Origin of the sequence: Sphingosinicella sp. CPCC 101087, from assembly GCF_004151485.1 — a bacterium.
Classification (GTDB): Bacteria; Pseudomonadota; Alphaproteobacteria; order Sphingomonadales; family Sphingomonadaceae; genus Allosphingosinicella.
On the sequence record NZ_SBFF01000008.1, the window covers coordinates 119,743 to 140,222 of the forward strand.

Here is a 20,480-nt window from a genome sequence, read left to right on the forward strand (position 1 = left end):
GCGCGGCGGACGACCTAGCTAGCGCTTCCTCTTCCTGGCTTCGAGTTTTTGCCCCTGCGCCTTGGCGGCTCCGATGAGGAGACGCTGCGAGGTTTCGGCGGCCGCGTCGGGCGTGAGGCTCACGGCGACTCCATCCGGCCCGTCGACCACGACCTCGCCTTCTTCGGCGCTCACCTCGCTCGGTTCGTCATATGTCCGATCGTGTTCCATCCCGACCAGAACTGCTCCGGGCGCCAGGCGTTCCCTCCCCCGAGCTTGATCGGTGGAGCTTGCACCCTGCGAGCCGGACCAATAGAATGACGCCAAAGACGCCGAGAAGGAAAGCTCGAGCGGAATGGGAGAGGATCCGGACCTCGATCCGACACGGCCCCACTGGGTGCCGGCGGTGGTGGCGCCCAGGCGCGACTGGACGGGTATGCCGGGCTGCCGGCGCGGCGCCCGCTTCCTCATCGACGGCAGGCGCCTGCGGCCGGCCCGGTCGGATTTTCCGGTCTTCGACACGCGCGCCGACTGCCTGCGCTGGATCATGGCGCACAGGGCCGAGCTCAACCGCAACGCACCCGACGCCGCCGTCGTCCCGGTCGATCTCGCCCGCTGGATGCTCGGCCTGGCGTGACGCGGCTCAGGCGCGGGGAAAGCGCATGGTCACGACGAAGCCGCCCTCCGGGCGGTTCGCGAAGGCGAGGCGCGCGCCTTGGCCGGTGATCAGGGCCTCGACGATGGCGAGACCGAGCCCGGCTCCGCCGGTCGTGCGGGCGCGTGACGGCTCGCCGCGCCGGAATGGCTCGGCCAGCCGGTCCAGCATCTCCTCGCTCACGCCAGGCCCGGAATCGGCAAAGGAGACGACCAGCTCGGACCCCTGCGATTCGACTCCCACGGCGACCTCGCCGGCATAGCGCAGGCCGTTGTCGATGACGTTGTCGAAGGCGCGCCGCAAGGCCATTGGCGAAGCCATGACGCGCGCATGGACGGCGGCGAGGTCGAGCGACACGAGATCGCCCATTTCGCGTCGCACTTCGACGAGGGCCTTCAGCTCCGCTGCGACGTCGACGGCGATACGGGATTCCCCGGCCCCGCTCGCCCCCTTGGCGAACAATAGGGTGTCATCGAGCAGGTCGGACATTTCGGCGAGATCGGCCTCGGCGCGCTGCCGCTGCTCGGGATCGTCGATATATTCGGCCCGCAGCCGCAGGCGCGTGAGATAGGTACGCATGTCGTGGGCGATGGCGGCGAGGATACGGGTCCGCTCGGCCACAAGTCCGGCGATCCGGCCCTTCATCTCATTGAAAGCCAGCGCCAGATCCCGGGTCTCGCGAGGGCCTTCGACGGGGAGATCGGGCTGTGCAACGTCGGTGTCGATCGCCCGCACGCGCCGGGCGAGCCGGGCCAGGGGCCGGGTGGAGCGACGGACGGCAAGAGCGATCGCAATCAGCACGAGCAGTCCGCCCAGCATGCCTGCAATGGCCCGCTGCCGCAGAAAGGCGCGCATCGGCGGCGATGGCGCGCCTTCGAAGATCAGCGCTCCGCCGCCGCGCAGCCCCACGGCCAACCGGCTGGGCGCCGTGAGCCGCCCTGGCCCCATCCATCGCGGCGCGAACCTCGACAGCAGCCGGCCGCCCAGCCCGATCTCGACCCTCCGCCCCTCGAGCATCCGGACATAGGGGGCACCGACCTCTGCGCCGCCGCGATCCTTGAGGATAGGAAAGGCCTCCTCGAGCCGGAGCGTGAACAGGCCCGAGTTGAGCGCCTCGACGAGCGCGAGACGATCGGCGGAAGGCGTGCGCTCGACAGCCTCGACGAGAGTGCGGGCCTGCACCGGGTGCGGCATGTTCAGCGGCCGTTCCGCCCGCCCTCCTCGCGGTAGCGTCATCACGGACGCCATGAGGAGCTGGAGCAGCACGAAGCCCGACAGCAGGATGAAGGCGATCCGAAGCGACAGGTTCCGCGTCAGGGTCATGCGCGTTCCACCGGCATGGCCAGGACATAGCCGCCGCCCCGAACGGTCTTGATGATCTTGCTGCCGTCGGCGTGACTGCTCAACTTTCGACGCAGGCGCCCGATCAGGACATCGATGCTTCGATCGTAGGGCGTGCTGGACCGCCCACGCGTCCAGTCTAGCAGCTGGTCGCGACCGAGCACGCGCTGCGGATGCCTTGCCAGAGCCAGGAGAAGGTCGAACTCGCCGCCGGTCAGCTCTACCTCGCTTCCGCCCGGCGCGAGGAGCGCGCGAGCGCCGACGTCGATCAGGAATCCGCTGAAGCGCCAGCGTTCGTCGGGAGGCGCCCGGCCGACCCGGTGCGCAGGCCGGGTCCGACGGAGGATGGCGCGTGCCCGGGCGACCAGCTCGCGCGGGTTGAACGGCTTTCCGAGATAATCGTCGGCCCCGATTTCCAGTCCGACGATCCGGTCGACATCGTCCGAGCGGGCGGTCACCATCAGCACCGGCACATCGCCCTCCGAGCGGAGGCGCCGGCATATCGAAAGCCCGTCCTCCCCGGGAAGCATGAGGTCGAGGACCACCAGGTCGATGCGCCTGCGGGCGCGCAGGCGATCGAGCTCACTGCCGCTGCCGACGCATTCGGCCGCAAATCCCTCGCGCTTCAGAAGCCGGGTCATCAATGTCCCGATCTCCGCATCGTCCTCGACAACGGCGATGAAGGTTTCCTCCGTCATGGCGCTATCATGGCCTTGGCGGCTTCGGCAGGAAAGCTCGGGGCCGGACGATTACAATTCGTTTCATTTCTTCACATGCGAGCCAATCGCCCGATACGATGCGGCTCTATCTCCTCGGCGTGCGGACAGCCCCCGTCCGCCCGAAAGCATGGAGAGCATCATGAACAAGCTATTCGCATCGGCCGCCGTCGGCCTCGCTTTGGCGTCCGCCGCCTTCACCGCCCCGCCTGCCGAAGCCCGACAGCGCCAACATAATGTGACCGCCCACGGCCCGCATGGCCGCTCCTACACACGGTCGCGCAGCGTCGCGCGCGAGCCCGGAAGCGTCGCCGTCAGCCGCAGCCTGCAGACCGCGGGCGGCCGCGGCCATGCGAGCAGCCGCCACGCCAGCTGGGGCGACGGACGCTATAGCGGCGGCGCGAGCCATGTGCTGAACGACGGCCGCGCCTTCGGCCGCTCCACGTCGATCACGAACAATGGCGACGGATCCTACAGCTATGCACGAACCCGCACCGGCCCGAACGGCGGCAGCCGCTCCCGAAGCGGAACGGTGACCCTTCCGCCGCGATGACATCAGCGCCGCGCCGGTGCCCCCGGCGCGGCCACCCGACAAGGACAGTTACCCATGAAAAGAAGATCGACACTTCTCCCTCTGGCCCTCTTCCTCGCCGCAGCGCCCGCAACAGCGATCCAGCGGGATGGCCCGGCAATGCTCGACAGGGCCGACACGAACCGCGACGGCGTCGTCACGCGCGCAGAATTCGCCGCCGCGCGGCTCGCCACCTTCAGTCGCCTCGACCGCAACCGCGACGGCGCGCTAAGCCGGAGCGATTTCGGCCGGATCGCCCGCCGCCGCCCGGAGGCGCTCCAGCGGCTGGAAGCGATGATCGCGCAGGGCGATGCCAATGACGACGGGCGACTGACCCGCGCCGAGTTCGAAAGGGCACCGATGCGCCTGTTCGATCTCGCGGATGCCAATGGCGACGGGCGGATCGACGCGTCTGAACGTGCCGCCGCCCGCGCCGCGGCGGCGTCCCGGCGCTGAAGAAGGGCAGTGCGCAAGAGGTGAGATCGACCGCTTACCTTTTCATCGTTTCGGCGCTGCTCGTCGGCTGGGCCGCACCGGCAGCCGCCGATCCGACGATGTGCGATGCCGTCTGGAGCGATGCCGCCCGCGGCCGGGACGTACCGGTGAGGATCCGGATGCCCGGCGGGAACGGGCAAGTCCCCTTGATCCTGTTCAGTCATGGCCTGGGCGGCTCGCTCGACAGCGGCCGAGCCTGGTCCCACGCCTGGGCCGAAGCGGGATTTGCGGTCGTCAATCTCCAGCATCCGGGCAGCGACCGCTCCGTCATCGGCGGCGGCCGCCTTGGTTTGATCGACGCCATGTCACCATCCCAACTCGTCGAGCGAACGCGTGACGCGCGCTTCGTCATCGCGGCCATCGGCCGGCAGGATCGGGAAGGGGCGTGCGACCTGCGCCGGATCGACACGGAGCGGATCGGAATGGCGGGCCATAGCTATGGTGCCCACACGACACAGGCGCTGGCCGGCCAGCGCTTTGCAGGAGGCTCGAACGGAGACACCGTCGAACCGCGCATTCGAGCGGCGGTCGCCTTCAGCCCCTCCCCGCCTTTCCGCAGATCGAGCGAAGCCGCCTTCGCCGACGTGCGGATCCCGTTCTTCTCGGTCACCGGCACCGAGGATATCGTCCCGTTCCTGCCCGGGATCACGCCGGCCGATCGCGAACGCCCCTTCCGGGCCATGCCACCTGGCGGAAAATATCTGCTCGTCCTCTCGGGCGCGGATCATATGGCATTCAATGGCGGCGGAGACGGGCGACCGGAACCGGGGCCGCATGTGGCCGAGCTGGTCGTCGCGGCAACCACCGACTTCTGGCGCTGGACGCTCTCGGACGATGTTGCCGCCAGGCTCCGGCTGGACCGCCTGGAGCAGCGGCTCGCCCCGGAAGATCGCTTCGAGCGGAGATAGCCACCGACAGCAGATTACGGAATGAGCGACTATGGCAGGAATGCGGGTCTCGCTCCGCTCGCGAAGCTCATGTACCGCGCGATCCGAATTCATCGATGGAGTCGGGCTTGACGGAAGACCGCTCTGCAGGATGGGATGCGGTCGCCGACAGGTTCATGGCGGTGCGTTCAACGGCCGGTGTCGAAATTGTACGACGCTGGGCAGCCCGCCTGCCACCGGGCGGCGCCGTCTTGGACGTTGGCTGTGGATCGGGCGTACCGATATCGGAAGCGCTCATCGGCGAAGGGTTCGAGCTATTTGGCGTCGACGCTTCCCCCAGGCTGGTTTCGGCGTTCCGCCGCCGCCTTCCGACAGCCACGGTGGCTTGCGAGGCGGCGGAGGACAGCCCCTTTTTCCACCGCGAGTTCGACGGCGCCGTCACGATAGGATTCCTGTTTCTGCTGCCCGCCGCAAATCAGCGAAAGATTATCGGCCGCATCGCTTCCGCCCTGAAACCCGGCGGACGCTTCCTGTTCAGCGCTCCGCTGGAGGCCTGCGAGTGGACCGACATCCTGACGGGCCGACTGTCGCTCTCGCTCGGCAGCGAAGCCTATTGCCAGGCGCTTGACGCGGCGGGCATGGATCTCGGGGACAGCTATGTCGACGAGGGCGAAAACCACTATTTCGATGCACGACGACGGTCTCGGTGAAGGGCAAGGCTCGGCCGACTGATCTCCGCAAATGTCATCGCCCGCCTGTGACCAGGCGGGCGATGTGGCCTTGTCGCTCTCGGGCCTCAGGCAGCCGCGAGCTGAGGCCGGGCAAGGTCGAACCGGTCGGCGTTCATCACCTTGGTCCAGGCCGCGACGAAGTCGTCGACGAACTTGCGGTGCGCGTCCGCGGCCGCATAGACTTCGGACAGCGCCCTGAGCTGCGCATTCGACCCGAAGACCAGGTCCGTGCGGGTCGCCGTCCACTTCTCCTCGTCGGTCCTCCGGCACGTGCCGACGAAGACCTCGTCGCCGCGGTCGTCCACTTCCCTCCAGGCCGTGCCCATGTCGAGCAGGTTGACGAAGAAGTCGTTGGTGAGCTGGCCCGGCCGGTCGGTGAGCATGCCGTGATTCGACCCGCCATGATTGGCGCCGAGCACGCGAAGGCCGCCTACCAGTACGGTCATTTCCGGCGCGCTGAGGCCCAGGAGCTGCGAGCGGTCGATCAGCATCTCCTCGGTCGGTACGCTGAACCGGACCGAAAGGTAGTTTCGGAAACCCTCGGCCTTGGGCTCGAGCGGCTCGAAGCTCTCGGCATCGGTCTGCTCCTGCGTGGCGTCGGTGCGTCCGGGCGCGAACGGCACGGCGACGTCATGTCCTCCGTCCCTGGCTGCCTTTTCCACGGCCGCCGAGCCGCCGAGCACGATGAGGTCGGCGAGGCTGACCTTCTTGCCCCCGGGTGCGGAGGCGTCGAAATCCGACTTGATGCGCTCGTAGACCGACAGGACGCGCGCGAGATTGGCGGGCTCGTTCACCTCCCAATCTTTTTGCGGCGCAAGGCGGATGCGCGCGCCGTTGGCGCCTCCGCGCTTGTCGGAGCCGCGGAAGGTCGAGGCCGAGGCCCAGGCCGTTTTGACCAGATCGGACACTGACAAACCCGAGTCGAGGATCCTGCGCTTGAGATCGGCGATGTCGGCCTGGTCGACCAGCGGATGGTCTACCGGCGGCACCGGATCCTGCCAGATCAGATCTTCCTCCGGCACTTCCGGGCCGAGGTAACGGACCTTGGGCCCCATGTCGCGATGGGTGAGCTTGAACCAGGCCCGTGCGAAGGCATCGGCGAACTGGTCCGGATTCCGATAGAAGCGCTCTGAAATCTCCCGATATTTCGGGTCCATCTTGAACGCCATGTCGGCGGTCGTCATCATCGTCGGAACCCGACGGTCCGGGCTGTGCGCGCCGGGCGCCAGATCCTCGGGCCTCGGATCCCTCGGCTGCCACTGCCAGGCGCCGGCCGGGCTCTTCACCAGGTCGTATTCATATTCCAGCAGCATCCGGAAATAGTTCATCGACCACTGGATCGGAGTCGGAGTCCAGGCGCCTTCGAGGCCGCTCGTGATCGTGTCGTCGGCCATGCCGCAGCCGTGGGTGCAGGTCCAGCCGAGCCCCTGCTGGGCAATGTCCGAGCCCTCCGGCTCGGCACCCACCTTCGAGGCGTCTCCCGCGCCGTGGCACTTGCCGAACGTGTGCCCGCCGGCGGTCAGCGCGACCGTCTCCTCGTCGTTCATCGCCATTCGGGAGAAGGTCTCGCGAATGTCGCGAGCCGACTTCAGCGGATCGGGATTGCCGCCGGGACCTTCCGGATTGACGTAGATGAGACCCATCTGGATCGCCGCGAGCGGATTTTCGAGCGCTCGGCCCGATTCCTCGTCGATCCGGGTCGTGCCGAGCCATTCCTCCTCGGTGCCCCAGAAGATATCCTTCTCCGGCTCGAACACGTCCTCCCGGCCGCCGCCGAAGCCGAAGACCGGCCCGCCCATGGATTCGATGGCGACATTCCCGGCCAGGATCATCAGGTCCGCCCAGCTGAGCTTACGGCCATATTTCTGCTTCACCGGCCAGAGCAGGCGGCGCGCCTTGTCGAGATTGGCGTTGTCGGGCCAGCTGTTCAGCGGCGCGAAACGCTGCGAGCCCGAGGAAGCGCCGCCGCGCCCGTCGCCGGTTCGATAGGTGCCGGCGCTGTGCCAGGCCATGCGGATGAAGAAGGGGCCGTAATGGCCATAATCGGCCGGCCACCAGGGTTGGCTGTCGGTCATCAGCGCATGGAGGTCGCGCTTGACCGCATGATAGTCGAGCGATTGGAACGCCTTCGCATAATCGAAGTCGTCGCCCATCGGATTGCCATGAAGGCCATGCTGATGGAGGATTTCCAGCGACAGCTGGTTCGGCCACCAGTCGCGATTGGTCCGCCCCAACAGCGCCCGCAGGGCCGCCGGCTCCTTCGCAGGATCACTCAGCGGGCTGCCGCTCGTCTTTGCGTCCATGTCTCGCCTCTCCTTGCGTCTGTTTCTGCCATCCCCGCATTTGCAAGGCTATGCGGGGCGCCGCAGGGACAGAAACGACTAAAGTTGGACAGTGAGAACTGGAAAATCGATCAATAAGCCGGGGCGCGCTCACCCCTGCTCGCGCAGGAAGGCGTCTACCGCATCGGCGCACTCCCGCCCCTCGCGAATTGCCCACACGACGAGCGATTGGCCGCGCCGCATGTCGCCGCAGGCGAAGACGGCTTCGCGGCTGGTGGCATAACCGCCGGTCCGCTCGATCGCGGCACCGGCCTTGTCGACCACCCCGCCCGGCGGCGCCCCGGTGAAGCCCATGGCGAGGAGCACCAGGTCGGCCTTGATCTCGAACTTCTCGCCGTCGCGTTCGCATTCGAGCGCCGTCACGCGATCCTCGCCGACGAATCGCCGGCTGACGATCGAAAATTCGCGGCTGCTGCCTTCCTCCTGCGACGAGGAGGAGCGCAGCTTCATCGGCCAATAGGGCCAGCTCAGGCCCTTATTCTCCTTGAGTGGCGGCTGCGGCAGGATTTCGAGCTGGGTGACGGAGGCAGCCCCCTGGCGGTTGGCCGTACCGATGCAGTCGGATCCGGTGTCGCCGCCGCCGATCACGACGACATGCTTTCCGGTGGCCGAGATCGGCTCGCTCTGGTCCGGCAGGCCCGCGACGCGACGGTTCTGCTGGACCAGATAATCCATCGCGAAGTGCACGCCGTCGAGCTCGCGTCCGGGCACCGTCAGGTCGCGGGGCTGCTCGGCGCCCCCGGCAAGGACGAGGACGTGATAATCGTCCATGATCCGCTCGACCGGAACGGTGCGCCCGACCTCGAGCCCGGTGCGGAAGATCACGCCTTCGACCTCCATCTGCGCGATGCGGCGGTCGATCAGGCTCTTGTCCATCTTGAAATCGGGAATGCCGTAGCGGAGCAGGCCGCCGACCCGGTCCGATTTCTCGAACACGGTCGGGGCATGGCCCATCCGCGCCAGCTGCTGCGCGCAGGCCAGGCCCGCCGGCCCGGAGCCGACCACGGCGATCCTCTTGCCGGTGCCGCGCGGTGCGCATTGCGGCACGATCCAACCTTCGCGCCAGCCGCGGTCGACGATCTCGCATTCCACCGTCTTGATCGTCACGGGATCGTCGTCGAGGTTCAGCGTGCAGGCCGCCTCGCAGGGAGCGGGACAGACCCGTCCGGTAAATTCCGGGAAATTGTTGGTCCGGTGCAGCCGGTCCAGCGCGGCCCGCCACTGGTCGCGCGAGACCAGGTCGTTCCAGTCCGGGATCAGATTGTTGACCGGGCAGCCGTTGTGACAGAAGGGAATGCCGCAATCCATGCAGCGCTCCGCCTGGCGGCGCACCTCGGGCACCGGCAGCGGCTCGACGAATTCGTTCCAGGTCTTCAGCCGCTCGCGAACCGGCCGGTAGGGCCGGTCGCGCCGCTCGATTTCCAGGAAGCCTGTCGGATTGACCATCTTCTATACTCTCATTCGGCCGCGACGGCGGCCGCCTCGATTTCGGTGAGCGCGCGGCGATAATCGGTGGGAACCACCTTCACGAACCGGCCGACGGCTGCATTCCAGTCGTCGAGCAGCGACCGGGCGCGGCCGCTGCCGGTCAGCTCGAAGTGGCGCTCGACGAAGTGGCGCAGCCGCTCGGCATCGTGGTGCAGCGGATCGGCCATCGGATCGGCCCGGTCGAAACCCGAGGCTGGACGGCCCGCCCGCACCGACTCGAGCTCGATGCTCGCCGGATTGCACAGGATTTTCAGCTGGCCGTCTGGGTCGTAGACATAAGCGATCCCGCCCGACATTCCGGCAGCGAAGTTGCGCCCCACTTGGCCCAGCACGACGACCAGGCCGCCGGTCATATATTCGCAGCCATGGTCCCCCGTCCCCTCGACGACGGCGTACGCGCCGGAGTTACGGACGGCGAAGCGTTCGCCGGCGACCCCGGAGAAATAAGCCTCGCCTTCGGTCGCGCCGTAGAGGCAGGTATTGCCGACGACGATGTTCGCCGCCGCCTCGCGCGGCGCCCCTTCCGGCGGCCGGACGACCAGGCGCCCGCCGCACAGCCCCTTGCCGACATAGTCGTTGGCGTCGCCGATCAGTTCGAGCGACACGCCGCGGGCGAGGAAGGCGCCGAAGCTCTGCCCCGCAGTACCGGTCACCACCGCCTCGAGGCTGCCTTCCGGAAGGCCGGAATGGCCGCGCCGCCGCGCGATCTCGCCGGACACGGACGCGCCGACCGCGCGCATCACATTGTTGACCCTGGCCTCGATCCGGGCCGGCATCGGCCCGTCCAGCGCCTCGATCAGTTGCCGGTCGACCGGCGATCCGGCTTCGCGGCGCACCGGCGCGGCGTGGCGCCGAAGGCCGCGGGTCGGCGGACTCGCGAGCAGGCGGGAAAGGTCGACGCCTTTGGCCTTCCAATGCTCGCCCGCGTCCCGCGGTGCGAGCAGGTCGGTGCGGCCGATCAGCTCCTCCATCCGCCTGAGGCCGAGGCTCGCCAATATCTCGCGCACCTCTTCGGCGACGAAGAAGAAATAGTTGATCACATGCTCGGGCGCGCCGGTGAAGCGTGCGCGCAGCACCGGGTCCTGCGTGGCGATTCCGACCGGGCAGGTGTTGAGGTGGCACTTGCGCATCATGATGCAGCCGGCGGCGATCAGGGGCGCGGTGGCGAACCCATATTCGTCGGCCCCCAGCATCGCCGCGACCGCGACGTCGCGTCCGGTGCGAAGCCCGCCGTCGGCCTGGACGCAGATCCGCTCGCGAAGCCCGTTCAGGACCAAAGTCTGCTGGGTCTCGGCAAGACCGATCTCCCAGGGCAAGCCGGCATGGGTGAGCGAGGTCAAGGGCGAGGCGCCCGTTCCGCCTTCATATCCGGCGATGGTGACATGGTCGGCCATGCACTTGGCGACGCCCGCAGCGACGGTGCCGACGCCGACCTCTGAGACCAGCTTCACCGAGATCCGCGAGGCCGGATTGACGCTCCTCAGGTCGTGGATGAGCTGCGCCAGATCCTCGATCGAATAGATGTCGTGGTGCGGCGGCGGCGAGATCAGGCCGACCCCGGGCGTCGAATGGCGCACCGCGGCGATGTGCCGGTCGACCTTGTGGCCCGGAAGCTGGCCGCCCTCGCCGGGCTTGGCGCCCTGAGCGATCTTGATCTGGAGCTCGTCGGCATTGACCAGATATTCGGCGGTGACCCCGAAACGGCCGGAAGCGACCTGCTTGATCGCCGATCGCATCGAATCGCCATTGTCCATCGGCACGAAGCGGTCGGTCTCCTCGCCGCCCTCGCCCGTGTTCGATCGGCCGCCGATCCGGTTCATCGCCACCGCGAGGGTCGTATGCGCCTCCCGGCTGATCGAGCCGAAGCTCATCGCGCCGGTGGTGAAGCGCCTGACGATCTCGTTCGCCGGCTCGACCTCCTCGATCGGCACCGGCGGTCCCGACGGCGCGAAGTCGAGCAGGCCGCGGACGGTGAGCAGGCGCCGGCTCTGCTCGTTCAGCTCGGCGGCGAAGGCGCGATATTTGTCGGGCAACGCCCCGCGCACCGCATGCTGGAGGTTGGCGACGCTGTCATACGTCCAGGCGTGCGCCTCGCCGCCGATCCGCTGCGCGTAGATGCCGCCGAGGTCGAGCCCCTCCTCCTCCGCTTCGGCGAAGGCGAAGCGGTGGCGCCGCGCCGTCTCCTCGGCGAGCTCGGGAAGGCCGATTCCGCCGATCGTCGTCGCGGTGCCGGCGAAATAGCGATCGATCAGCTCCTGCCCCAGCCCGATCGCGTCGAAGATCTGTGCGCCGCAATAGCTCTGGTAGGTGGAGATGCCCATCTTGGACATCACCTTCAAAATGCCCTTGCCGACCGCCTTGATGTAGTTGGCCCGCGCCTCGGGCGAGCCGGTCAGCGCCGAAATCGTGTCGAAGGCGAGCCACGGGTTGACCGCCTCCGCGCCATAGCCGGCGAGCACGCAGAAATGGTGGACCTCCCGCGCCTCCCCGGTCTCGACGACCAGCCCGGTCTGCATCCTCAGGCCCTGGCGGATGAGGTGATGGTGCACCGCCCCGGTCGCCAGCGCGGCCGGGATCGGGATCCGGTCCGGCCCGGCGGCTCGGTCGGACAGGATGAGCACGTTGATGTCGGCGAGCACCGCCTCGGTCGCCTCCCAGCACAGCCGCTGCAGCGCCGCCTCCAGCGACTGGGCGTCGCCGCCCTTCGGCCAGGTCGCGTCGAGCGTGGTGGTGCGGAAGGCGCCGTCGAGCGTCTCCTCGATCGACCTTATCTTCTCCAGATCCTCGTTGGTGAGGATCGGCTGCGAGGCTTCGAGCCGCTTGTGCGTGCCGGCCTGGTGGCCGAGCAGGTTCGGCCGCGGCCCGATCATCGTCACCAGCGACATGACCAGGCTCTCGCGGATCGGGTCGATCGGCGGGTTGGTGACCTGCGCGAAATTCTGCTTGAGATAGTCGTAGAGCAGGCGCGGCCGTTCCGACAGGACGGCGAGCGGCGTGTCCGTTCCCATCGATCCCACCGGATCGTCGGCCTGGCCCGCCATCGGCGCGAGGAAATATTTCAGATCCTCCTGGGTGTAGCCGAAGATTCGCTGTAGCATGCCGAGCGCTTCGGGATCGGTATGCTTGGGTGCCTCCACGCCCTTCGGAAGCTCCTTGAGGTCGAACTGCGTCTCCTCGAGCCACTCGCCATAAGGCGCGGCGCCGGCGAGCATGGCCTTCACTTCCTCGTCCTCGACGATCCGCCCCTCCTCCAGGTCGATGAGGAGCATCTTGCCCGGCTGGAGCCGCCACTTGCGGACGATCTTCTCCTCGGGAATCGGAAGCACGCCGGATTCCGAGGCCATGACGACCAGATCGTCGTCGGTGACCAGGAATCGCGCGGGCCTGAGGCCGTTGCGGTCGAGCGTGGCGCCGATCTGGCGACCGTCGGTGAAGGCGATGGCGGCGGGCCCGTCCCACGGCTCCATCAAGGCGGCGTGATATTCGTAGAAGGCGCGCCGCTTGGGCTCCATCTTCGCATGCCCGGCCCACGCCTCGGGAATGAGCAGCATCACCGCATGGGCCAGCGAATAGCCGCCGGCGAGCAGCAGCTCGAGCGCATTGTCGAGGCAGGCCGTGTCCGACTGGCCGTGCGGGATGATCGGCCACATCTTGTCGAGGTCGGCGCCGATCAGGGGCGATTCGAGCGTGCGCCGCCGCGCGTTCATCCAGTTCACGTTGCCGCGCACCGTGTTGATCTCGCCATTATGGGCGATGAACCGATAGGGATGCGCCAGCCGCCAGGACGGGAAGGTGTTGGTCGAAAAGCGCTGGTGCACCATCGCCAGCGCGGATTCGGTGAGCGGGTTCTTCAGGTCGGTATAATATTCGCCCACCTGATGGGCGAGCAGCATCCCCTTGTAGACGACGGTGCGGCTCGAGAAAGACGGCATGTAGAATTCGGCGAGGCCCGGCAGGTTGCGCTTGGCCGCCAGGTCGACGAGCGGATTCTGGGTCTGCTTGCGGATCGCCAGGAGCTTGCGCTCGAACGCGTCCTGGTCGCGGACGTTCGGCCCGCGCGCGACCACCGCCTGGCGGATCACCGGCATGGTCGCCAGCACCGACTCGCCTATCCCCCTCGTATCGACCGGAACGTCGCGCCAGCCGACCAGCACCTGCCCCTCGATCCGGATGAACCGCTCGAACCGCTCGATCGCGGCTTCGCGGCTCGCTTCGTCGCGCGGCAGGAAGCACATCGCCACCGCATATTCGCCGCGTGGCGGCAGATTGAGCCGGGACCGCTCGGCCCAGTCGCGAAACAGGCCGTCGGGGATCTGGATCAGGCAGCCGGCGCCGTCGCCCATCTGCGGATCGGCGCCGACGCCGCCGCGATGGTCGAGGTTGACCAGTATCTCGAGCCCTTGGGCGATGATCGCATTGGACGGCCGGCCCTTGACGTCGGCGACGAACCCCATGCCGCAGCTGTCCCGCTCGTTGCGGGGATCATACAGGCCTTGGGCGGGGGGCGGCGCCATCATCTCTTCCGTCTCTCCGTTCGGGTCGTTCATCACATTTCCCGCCTTCAGCCGAACCTCAAGGCGAGCCGGCGCTCGGCCGAGGGCTTCGCCATCTTCCAGCCGAGCAGAGGCGCGCTCTTCTCATAGTCGGCGATCGCCGCCTCGCTCTCCAGCGTGACTCCGATCTCGTCGAGGCCCCTGAGCAGGCATTCCCGCCGAAAGGGGTCGAGCGTGAAGGGGAAATATTCGCCGGCCGCCACGACCGACATCGCCTCTACATCGATAGAGATGGCGTGCTCGGCCGATATGGCAAGCAGCCGATCGATCCCGGGCTGGGGAATCTCGACGGCGACGATGCCGTTCTTGAAGGCGTTGCTCGCGAAGATGTCGGAAAATCCCGAAGCGACGACGGCCTGGATTCCCATGTCGGTCAGCGCCCAGGCGGCATGCTCGCGGCTCGAGCCGCAGCCGAAATTGTCCCCGGCGATCAGGATCGGCGCGCCCTCGAAGCGGGGATCGTCGAAGACGTTGCCCGGAACCGCCCTGAGCGCTTCGAAGGCGTGCCTCCCGAGCCCTTCGCGCGACACGGTCTTCAAATGCGCGGCCGGGATGATGAGGTCGGTGTCGACGTTGGACAGGCCGAGCGGGATCGCCCGTCCCTCGACGCGGGTCACTCCGGTCATGGCGAAACGAGCTCCCTGACGTCGGCGAGGCGGCCGGTCACCGCCGCCGCCGCCGCCATGGCCGGCGAGACCAGGTGGGTGCGCGCGCCCGGGCCCTGGCGGCCGACGAAGTTGCGGTTGGAAGTGGAGGCGCAGCGCTCGCCCGCCGGCACCTTGTCCGGATTCATCGCCAGGCACATGGAGCAGCCGGGCTCGCGCCACTGGAAGCCCGCTTCGATGAAGATCCGGTCCAGCCCTTCCTTCTCCGCCTGGCGCTTGACCAGGCCCGATCCCGGGACGACGAGCGCCTGCTTGATCCGGGGATCGACCTTGCGTGCGCGCACCACTTGCGCCGCCGCGCGCAGGTCCTCGATCCGGCTGTTGGTGCAGCTGCCGATGAAGACATGCTCGACGGTGACGTCGGCCATCGCCGTGCCGGCCTCGAGGCCCATATATTCCAGCGACTTGCGTGCGGCATTGCGCTTGGCCGGATCGGCGAAGCTGTCCGGATCGGGCACCCGTCCGGTCACCGCGACGACATCCTCCGGGCTGGTGCCCCAGGTGACGCTCGGCGCCACGTCCGCCGCGTCGAAGCGGACGCTGCGATCGAAGGCCGCGCCCTCGTCGCTGTGGAGCGTCCGCCACCAGTCGACCATGCGTTGCCAGTCGTCGCCGGCCGGCGCCATCGGGCGCCCCTTCAGATAGGCGAAGGTCGTCTCGTCGGGCGCGAACAGGCCGGAGCGGGCGCCCGCCTCGATCGACATGTTGGCGACCGTCAGCCGCCCCTCGATGCTCATCTCCCGGAAGGTGCTGCCGCGATATTCGATGACATGGCCGTTGCCGCCGGCGGTCCCGATCCGGCCGATGATCGTCAGGATCAGGTCCTTGGCCGACACGCCGAACGGCAGCTTGCCCTCGACCCGGACCTCCATCGTCCGCGACGGCTTCAGCAGCAGGGTCTGGGTAGCGAGCACATGCTCGACCTCGCTCGTGCCGATGCCGAAGGCGAGCGCGCCCAGCGCGCCGTGCGCCGCCGTATGGCTGTCGCCGCAGACCAGGGTGGTGCCCGGAAGGGTGAAGCCCTGCTCGGGCCCGACGACATGGACGATGCCCTGCTCGGCGGCGACGTCCGATATGTAGGGTACCTCGAACTCCCGCACATTGGCCTCGAGCGCGGCGAGCTGCTCGGCGCTGCGCGGGTCGGAGACCGGCTCGCGCCGGCCATTGTCGGTCACCCGCCGCGTCGTCGGAACGTTGTGGTCCGGGACGGCCAGAGTGAGGTCCGGCCGGCGCACGCGGCGCCCCTTGGCCCGCAGGCCGTCAAAGGCCTGGGGGGAGGTCACCTCGTGGACGAGGTGGCGGTCGATATAGATCAGGCAGGTGCCGTCGCCGCGGCGCTCCACGACATGGGCATCCCAGATCTTCTCGTACAGGGTCTTGGGCCCGGCGTTCATCCGCAGCATCCCCGGTTCATCGCGATCAGCTCCAGATGCGCCTCGCGCGCACTGATCCCTTCCTTCAGCCGCTGGCGCGTCTCCGCGCCGAACTCGGAGCAGGTGTCGCTGCCCCCCAGATCCGCGGTGCGGCAACCGTCGACCAACGTATTCTCGACGGCGTCGACGAGGAGGCTTTCCATGTCGCTATGGCCGAGATGGCCCAGCATTATCGCCGCGGCGGAGATCGTCCCGGCCGGATTGGCGATGTCGAGCCCGGCAATGTCGGGCGCCGATCCGTGGATCGGTTCGAACAGGGCCGGTCCGCCGGCGCCGAGGCTGGCCGACGGCAAAGTCCCGATCGACCCGCCGATCACCGCCAGTTCGTCCGACAATATGTCGCCGAACAGATTCTCGGTCAGGATGACGTCGAAGCGGCGCGGCGAGGTCACCAGCGCCATCGCGGCGGCGTCGACGTACAGATGGTCCAGGGCCACGTCGGGATAGCCGCGCGCGACCTCGTTCACCACCAGCCGCCAGAGCTTCGAGGTGGCGAGCACGTTCGCCTTGTCGACCGACGTCACCTTCTTCTTGCGCCGGCGCGCCGCGGCGAAAGCGACGTGCGCGATCCGCTCGATCTCCGCCCTCGTATAGACCGAGGTGTCGGACGCGAAGTCATCGCTATAGCTCTTCTCGCCGAAATAGGCGCCGCCGGTCAGCTCGCGCACGACCAATATGTCGGCGCCGTCGGCCACCTCGTCCTTGAGCGGCGACAGGTGCCTCAGGCCGCGAAGCACCCGCGCCGGACGCAGGTTGGCGAACAGGCCGAGCCCGGCGCGAAGCTTGAGCAGGCCCGCCTCCGGCCGCTCGGCCGCCCCGTCCCATTTCGGGCCGCCGACGGCGCCGAGCAGGACGGCGTCGGCGCTGCGGCACGCCTCCAGCGTCTCGTCCGGAAGCGGCGTGCCGTGCCGGTCGATGGCGATTCCGCCGAAGTCCCGTTCCTCGAATTCGAGGCGCAGGTCGCATTGCTCGGAGAGCATGACGAGGCAGGCGCGCGCCTGCTCGACGATCTCCGGGCCGATCCCGTCTCCAGGCAGGATGACGATCCTGAGCATGATTTCCTCCTCCTCAGGCCGCCTGCGCCGGCTGGGTGCGCTCGGCCCGAATCTCGCGGACCGCGGCGGCATTGCCGGCGGCGTCGATATAAGCGGCAACGCATCCCGGCAGGACGTCGCGGGCGCGGGCGCGGCCGGCGAAGCTCTCGCCGTCGACCGAGATGCTGATCTCGACGAGCACGGTCGCACCCTGCCCGTCCCCGGCCGGCTCGTCGGGATCGGCGGCGACATATTGCAGCTCCAGCCCCTCGACGCGTCCCGGCACGCCCATGATCTGGCTGACCGCGGCGATCGCCGCGTCGAGCGCGCCGGGCGCCGAGGCGATGTCGGCGACCCGCCCGCGATCGCCATGCTCCAGCTCGACCCTGGCGACCGGCCACGACTTGCTCGCGGCCGGCGCCCTGATCTCGACCCGCGACAAGGTCCAGGGCCGCGCGTCGCGGCCGCTCTCGACGCTCGACAGCAGAGCGAGCAGCCGCGCCGAATCGATGATCCCGACCTCGTCGGCCAGCGCCTTGAAGGCACGGAACGCCGCGTCGAGCTTCTCGCCCTCCAGGTGGAAGCCGAGCTCGCGGGCGCGGACCGCCAGCGCATGGCGGCCGCTATGCTTGCCGAGCACGATGCCGTCGCTGGCGAGGCCGATATCCTCGGGCCGCATGATCTCGTAGGTCTCGCGATTCTGCAGCATGCCGTGCTGGTGGATGCCGGCTTCGTGGGCGAAGGCATTCGCCCCGACGATCGACTTGTTGCGCGGCGGCTGGACGCTGGTGACCTGCGCGAGCGCACGGCTCGCCGCCATGATCTTGGTCGTGTCCACGTCGGTCGACACGCCGAAATGGTCGGCGCGGGTCTTCAGCGCCATGACGACGTCCTCGAGCGCGCAATTTCCGGCCCGCTCGCCGATGCCGTTGACCGCGCATTCCACCTGCCGGGCGCCGGCCCGCACCGCGGCGAGCGAGTTGGCGACCGCCATGCCGAGATCGTCGTGGCAGTGGGCCGAGAAGATCACGTCGGCCGCACGGTCGACATGCTCGGTCAGGTGCCGGAACAGGTCGTAAATCTCGTCCGGAGTCGTGTAGCCCACCGTGTCGGGGACGTTCAGCGTCGTCGCGCCGCTCGCCGCCGCCGCCGACAGGCATTCGACCAGATAGTCCCGCTCGGTGCGGATCGCATCCTCGGCGGAGAATTCGACGTCCTCGGCCAGGTCGCGCGCATAAGCTACCTGGGTGCCGATCGCCTCCAGCACCTGCTCGCGGCTCATGTGAAGCTTGGACTCGCGATGGATCGGGCTGGTGCCCAAGAAGACGTGGATCCGCTTGCGCGGCGCCGCCGCGAGCGCGGCCGCGGCGGCATCGATGTCGCCGCGCACGGCGCGGGCGAGCGAGCAGATCACCGGCCCCTCGATGCTGCGGGAGATCGCCTCGACCGCGCGCGCGTCGCCGGGCGAGGCGGCGGCGAAGCCGGCCTCGATCACGTCGACCTTCAGCGCGGCGAGCGCGCGCGCCACCCGCATCTTGCCCTCCTCGGCCATCGAGAAGCCGGGCGCCTGCTCGCCGTCGCGCAGCGTCGTGTCGAAAATTCGTACTCGGTCCGCGCTCATGCCGCCTGCTCCTGTACGTGCGGCGGCGCGAAGGTGACGCCCTGGACGCCGTGCAGCCGGCGCAACTGGAGGCCGAGCACGTCGACGCTGCGACCGCCGTCGCGGGCGACCAGGTCGAGCGCCAGGCTGGCCTGCTTGCCGCACGGCCGCTCTGACATGCCGATTCCGCTCACCCGGAACCCGCGCCGTTCGACGAGGCCGAGAAGCCGAAGGACCACGCCTTCCGCGGGTGCGAAATCGACGACGAGACGTTCGGTCATGGCTTCTTCTCCATCATTTGCATGTTCGAGCTGTTGGGCGGCACGAGCGGCCACACATTCTCCCTGGGATCGATCCGCACGTGGCACAGGATCGGCCCTTCGGTGGCGAGCAGCCGCGCGATCGCGGCGGGCACTTCCTCGCGCCGGTCGATCGTGAAGGCCTCGATTCCGAAGGCCCGGGCGACTTCGGCGAAGTCCGGATTGTCGTACAGGTCGACTTCCGAGAAATTGCCGTCGAAGAACAGTTCCTGCCACTGGCGGACCATGCCGAGCGCGCTGTTGTCGAGCAGCACGATCTTGAGCGGCAGCCGGTAGCGCCGGATCGTCGCCAGCTCGTGGATGTTCATCATGATCGATCCGTCGCCGCTCACCGTCACGACGGTGGAATCCGGCTCGGCGAGCAGGGCGCCGATCCCGGCCGGCAGGCCGTAGCCCATCGTCCCGAGCCCGGCGCTGGTCAGATGCGCCTGCGGGCGGGTGAAGCGGCAATGCTGGGCCACCCACATCTGGTGCTGGCCGACGTCGCAGGTGATGACGAGGTCGTCGCCCGCGGCCTCGGACAATTGCTTGAGCAGGGCCGGCGCGTAGATGCCCGTCCCCGGCGCGTCGTAGCGTGCCTGCCACAGGGCCTTGCGCTCGGCGTTGAGCGCGCGCCACTCGCCGATGTCGGCCGGGGCGGCGGTCAGCCGGTCGAGGATCGCGCCGACGTCGCCCGGCAAGGCGATATCGGGCCGGCGCAGCTTGCCGATCTCGGCGGCGTCGCCGTCGATATGGATCACCCGGGCGTTGGGCGCGAACGTGTCGAGCTTGCCGGTGGCGCGGTCGTCGAAGCGGGCGCCGACGCAGATCAAGAGGTCGCACCCGTCGATCGCCGTATTCGCCGCCTTGGTGCCGTGCATGCCGAGCATGCCCAGGAAGTTCGCATCGTCGGTCGGAACCCCGCCCAGCCCCTTCAGCGTGGCGACCGAGGGGATGGAGGTGCGCGCCGCGAAGTCGCGCAGCGCCCGCTCGGCCCGCGCGATGGCGATCCCGCCGCCGAAATAGAGGACCGGCCTTTGCGACTCGGCGATCAGGCGGTTGGCCCGGGCGATGGCGCGCGGATCCGGATCGGCGGCGCCGGCGACGACCGGGGGCGGGAAGTTGGAATCGATCTGGATCTTCCGCTGCCCGACATCCTTGGGCAGGTCGATCAGCACCGGGCCCGGCCGCCCGGACTGGGCCAGCGCGAAGGCTTCGGCGAACACCAGGGGAATGTCCTCGGTGCGGCGGATCAGGTAGCTGTGCTTCACGATCGGCAGCGTGATCCCGAAGATGTCGACTTCCTGGAAGGCGTCGGTACCCATCAGGGGCGCCGCGACCTGGCCTGTGATCGCGACCAAAGGCACGCTGTCCATGAAGGCGTTGGCGATTCCGGTGACCAGGTTGGTGGCGCCCGGCCCCGACGTGGCGAGGCACACGCCCGGCTTTCCGGTCAGCCGGCCGTAGGCGTCGGCGGCGAGTGCCGCCGCCTGCTCGTGCCGGACCAGGATGTGCATCAGGCTGGATCCGGGCAGGGCGTCATAAACCGGCATGATCGCGCCGCCGGGATAGCCGAAGACGTGACGCACGCCCTCGCGCTCCAGCGCCTCTACGACCAGGCGGGCGCCGCTGACCGGCTCGGCCTGGTGCGGGAGGGATTCGAGGCTGGATGCGAGGGCGTGCATGTCCGG

At 68.5% G+C, this 20,480-nt stretch carries 17 protein-coding genes; 5 read left to right on the forward strand and 12 right to left on the reverse strand.

Annotated features, from left to right (window positions below; genetic code table 11):
* Nucleotides 1–18: 18 nt before the first annotated feature.
* Nucleotides 19–174: a hypothetical protein gene (locus EKM57_RS13620; protein ID WP_243451046.1), complete on the reverse strand. Its 156-nt coding sequence runs from the start codon at nucleotides 172–174 to the stop codon at nucleotides 19–21.
* A gap of 160 nt (nucleotides 175–334) precedes the next feature.
* On the opposite strand from EKM57_RS13620, the gene EKM57_RS13625 reads away from it, so the two are divergent.
* Nucleotides 335–616, forward strand: a complete 282-nt coding sequence (locus tag EKM57_RS13625) for a hypothetical protein (RefSeq protein WP_129793055.1) — start codon at nucleotides 335–337, stop codon at nucleotides 614–616.
* 6 nt (nucleotides 617–622) lie between these two features.
* Here the strand turns inward: EKM57_RS13625 and EKM57_RS13630 are convergent, their stop codons facing one another.
* Together EKM57_RS13630 and EKM57_RS13635 are read right to left on the reverse strand one after the other, a co-directional pair.
* Nucleotides 623–1,957 carry a cell wall metabolism sensor histidine kinase WalK gene (locus EKM57_RS13630; RefSeq protein ID WP_129793056.1) on the reverse strand — a complete coding sequence of 445 codons (1,335 nt, stop codon included), beginning with the start codon at nucleotides 1,955–1,957 and terminating at the stop codon, nucleotides 623–625.
* The gene (locus tag EKM57_RS13635; protein WP_129793057.1) at nucleotides 1,954–2,673 is read right to left on the reverse strand and encodes a response regulator; all 720 of its coding nucleotides are present in this window, start codon (nucleotides 2,671–2,673) and stop codon (nucleotides 1,954–1,956) included. Before EKM57_RS13635 ends, EKM57_RS13630 begins: the two co-directional genes overlap by 4 nt.
* 160 nt (nucleotides 2,674–2,833) lie before the next feature.
* On the opposite strand from EKM57_RS13635, the gene EKM57_RS13640 reads away from it, so the two are divergent.
* The 4 genes from EKM57_RS13640 to EKM57_RS13655 all read left to right on the forward strand — a co-directional run bounded on the left by EKM57_RS13640 (nucleotide 2,834) and on the right by EKM57_RS13655 (nucleotide 5,354).
* Nucleotides 2,834–3,244: a hypothetical protein gene (locus EKM57_RS13640; protein ID WP_129793058.1), complete on the forward strand. Its 411-nt coding sequence runs from the start codon at nucleotides 2,834–2,836 to the stop codon at nucleotides 3,242–3,244.
* Nucleotides 3,245–3,298: 54 nt separating this feature from the next.
* Complete coding sequence (locus EKM57_RS13645; protein WP_129793059.1) at nucleotides 3,299–3,718, forward strand: EF-hand domain-containing protein; 420 nt, start codon at nucleotides 3,299–3,301, stop codon at nucleotides 3,716–3,718.
* Between the two features lie 20 nt (nucleotides 3,719–3,738).
* Nucleotides 3,739–4,665, forward strand: coding sequence for a dienelactone hydrolase (locus EKM57_RS13650; RefSeq protein ID WP_129793060.1), 927 nt, complete (start codon nucleotides 3,739–3,741; stop codon nucleotides 4,663–4,665).
* Nucleotides 4,666–4,772: 107 nt separating this feature from the next.
* Nucleotides 4,773–5,354 carry a bifunctional 2-polyprenyl-6-hydroxyphenol methylase/3-demethylubiquinol 3-O-methyltransferase UbiG gene (locus EKM57_RS13655; RefSeq protein WP_206185436.1) on the forward strand — a complete coding sequence of 194 codons (582 nt, stop codon included), beginning with the start codon at nucleotides 4,773–4,775 and terminating at the stop codon, nucleotides 5,352–5,354.
* A gap of 86 nt (nucleotides 5,355–5,440) precedes the next feature.
* On the opposite strand, the gene katG is transcribed toward EKM57_RS13655, so the two are convergent.
* The 9 genes from katG to ilvG form a co-directional block, all read right to left on the reverse strand.
* Nucleotides 5,441–7,678: a catalase/peroxidase HPI gene (katG, locus tag EKM57_RS13660; protein WP_129793062.1), complete on the reverse strand. Its 2,238-nt coding sequence runs from the start codon at nucleotides 7,676–7,678 to the stop codon at nucleotides 5,441–5,443.
* A 129-nt stretch (nucleotides 7,679–7,807) separates the two neighbouring features.
* Nucleotides 7,808–9,163 (reverse strand): glutamate synthase subunit beta, encoded by a 1,356-nt coding sequence (locus tag EKM57_RS13665; RefSeq protein WP_129793063.1) that lies wholly within the window; start codon nucleotides 9,161–9,163, stop codon nucleotides 7,808–7,810.
* 11 nt (nucleotides 9,164–9,174) lie between these two features.
* Entirely contained in the window at nucleotides 9,175–13,719 is a 4,545-nt protein-coding gene (gene gltB, locus EKM57_RS13670; protein WP_129793218.1) for a glutamate synthase large subunit, read from the reverse strand.
* Nucleotides 13,720–13,766: 47 nt separating this feature from the next.
* On the reverse strand, nucleotides 13,767–14,384 hold the full coding sequence (gene leuD, locus EKM57_RS13675; RefSeq protein WP_129793064.1) for a 3-isopropylmalate dehydratase small subunit: 618 nt from the start codon (nucleotides 14,382–14,384) through the stop codon (nucleotides 13,767–13,769).
* Entirely contained in the window at nucleotides 14,381–15,817 is a 1,437-nt protein-coding gene (gene leuC, locus EKM57_RS13680; RefSeq protein ID WP_129793065.1) for a 3-isopropylmalate dehydratase large subunit, read from the reverse strand. The genes leuD and leuC overlap by 4 nt, the downstream gene beginning before the upstream one ends.
* On the reverse strand, nucleotides 15,814–16,911 hold the full coding sequence (gene leuB / locus EKM57_RS13685) for a 3-isopropylmalate dehydrogenase (protein ID WP_206185437.1): 1,098 nt from the start codon (nucleotides 16,909–16,911) through the stop codon (nucleotides 15,814–15,816). The genes leuC and leuB overlap by 4 nt, the downstream gene beginning before the upstream one ends.
* Nucleotides 16,912–16,924: 13 nt before the next feature.
* Nucleotides 16,925–18,511 (reverse strand): 2-isopropylmalate synthase, encoded by a 1,587-nt coding sequence (locus tag EKM57_RS13690; RefSeq protein ID WP_129793066.1) that lies wholly within the window; start codon nucleotides 18,509–18,511, stop codon nucleotides 16,925–16,927.
* On the reverse strand, nucleotides 18,508–18,771 hold the full coding sequence (locus EKM57_RS13695; RefSeq protein WP_129793067.1) for an ACT domain-containing protein: 264 nt from the start codon (nucleotides 18,769–18,771) through the stop codon (nucleotides 18,508–18,510). Before EKM57_RS13695 ends, EKM57_RS13690 begins: the two co-directional genes overlap by 4 nt.
* Nucleotides 18,768–20,474, reverse strand: coding sequence for an acetolactate synthase 2 catalytic subunit (gene ilvG, locus EKM57_RS13700; protein ID WP_129793068.1), 1,707 nt, complete (start codon nucleotides 20,472–20,474; stop codon nucleotides 18,768–18,770). The genes EKM57_RS13695 and ilvG overlap by 4 nt, the downstream gene beginning before the upstream one ends.
* Nucleotides 20,475–20,480 lie beyond the last annotated feature (6 nt).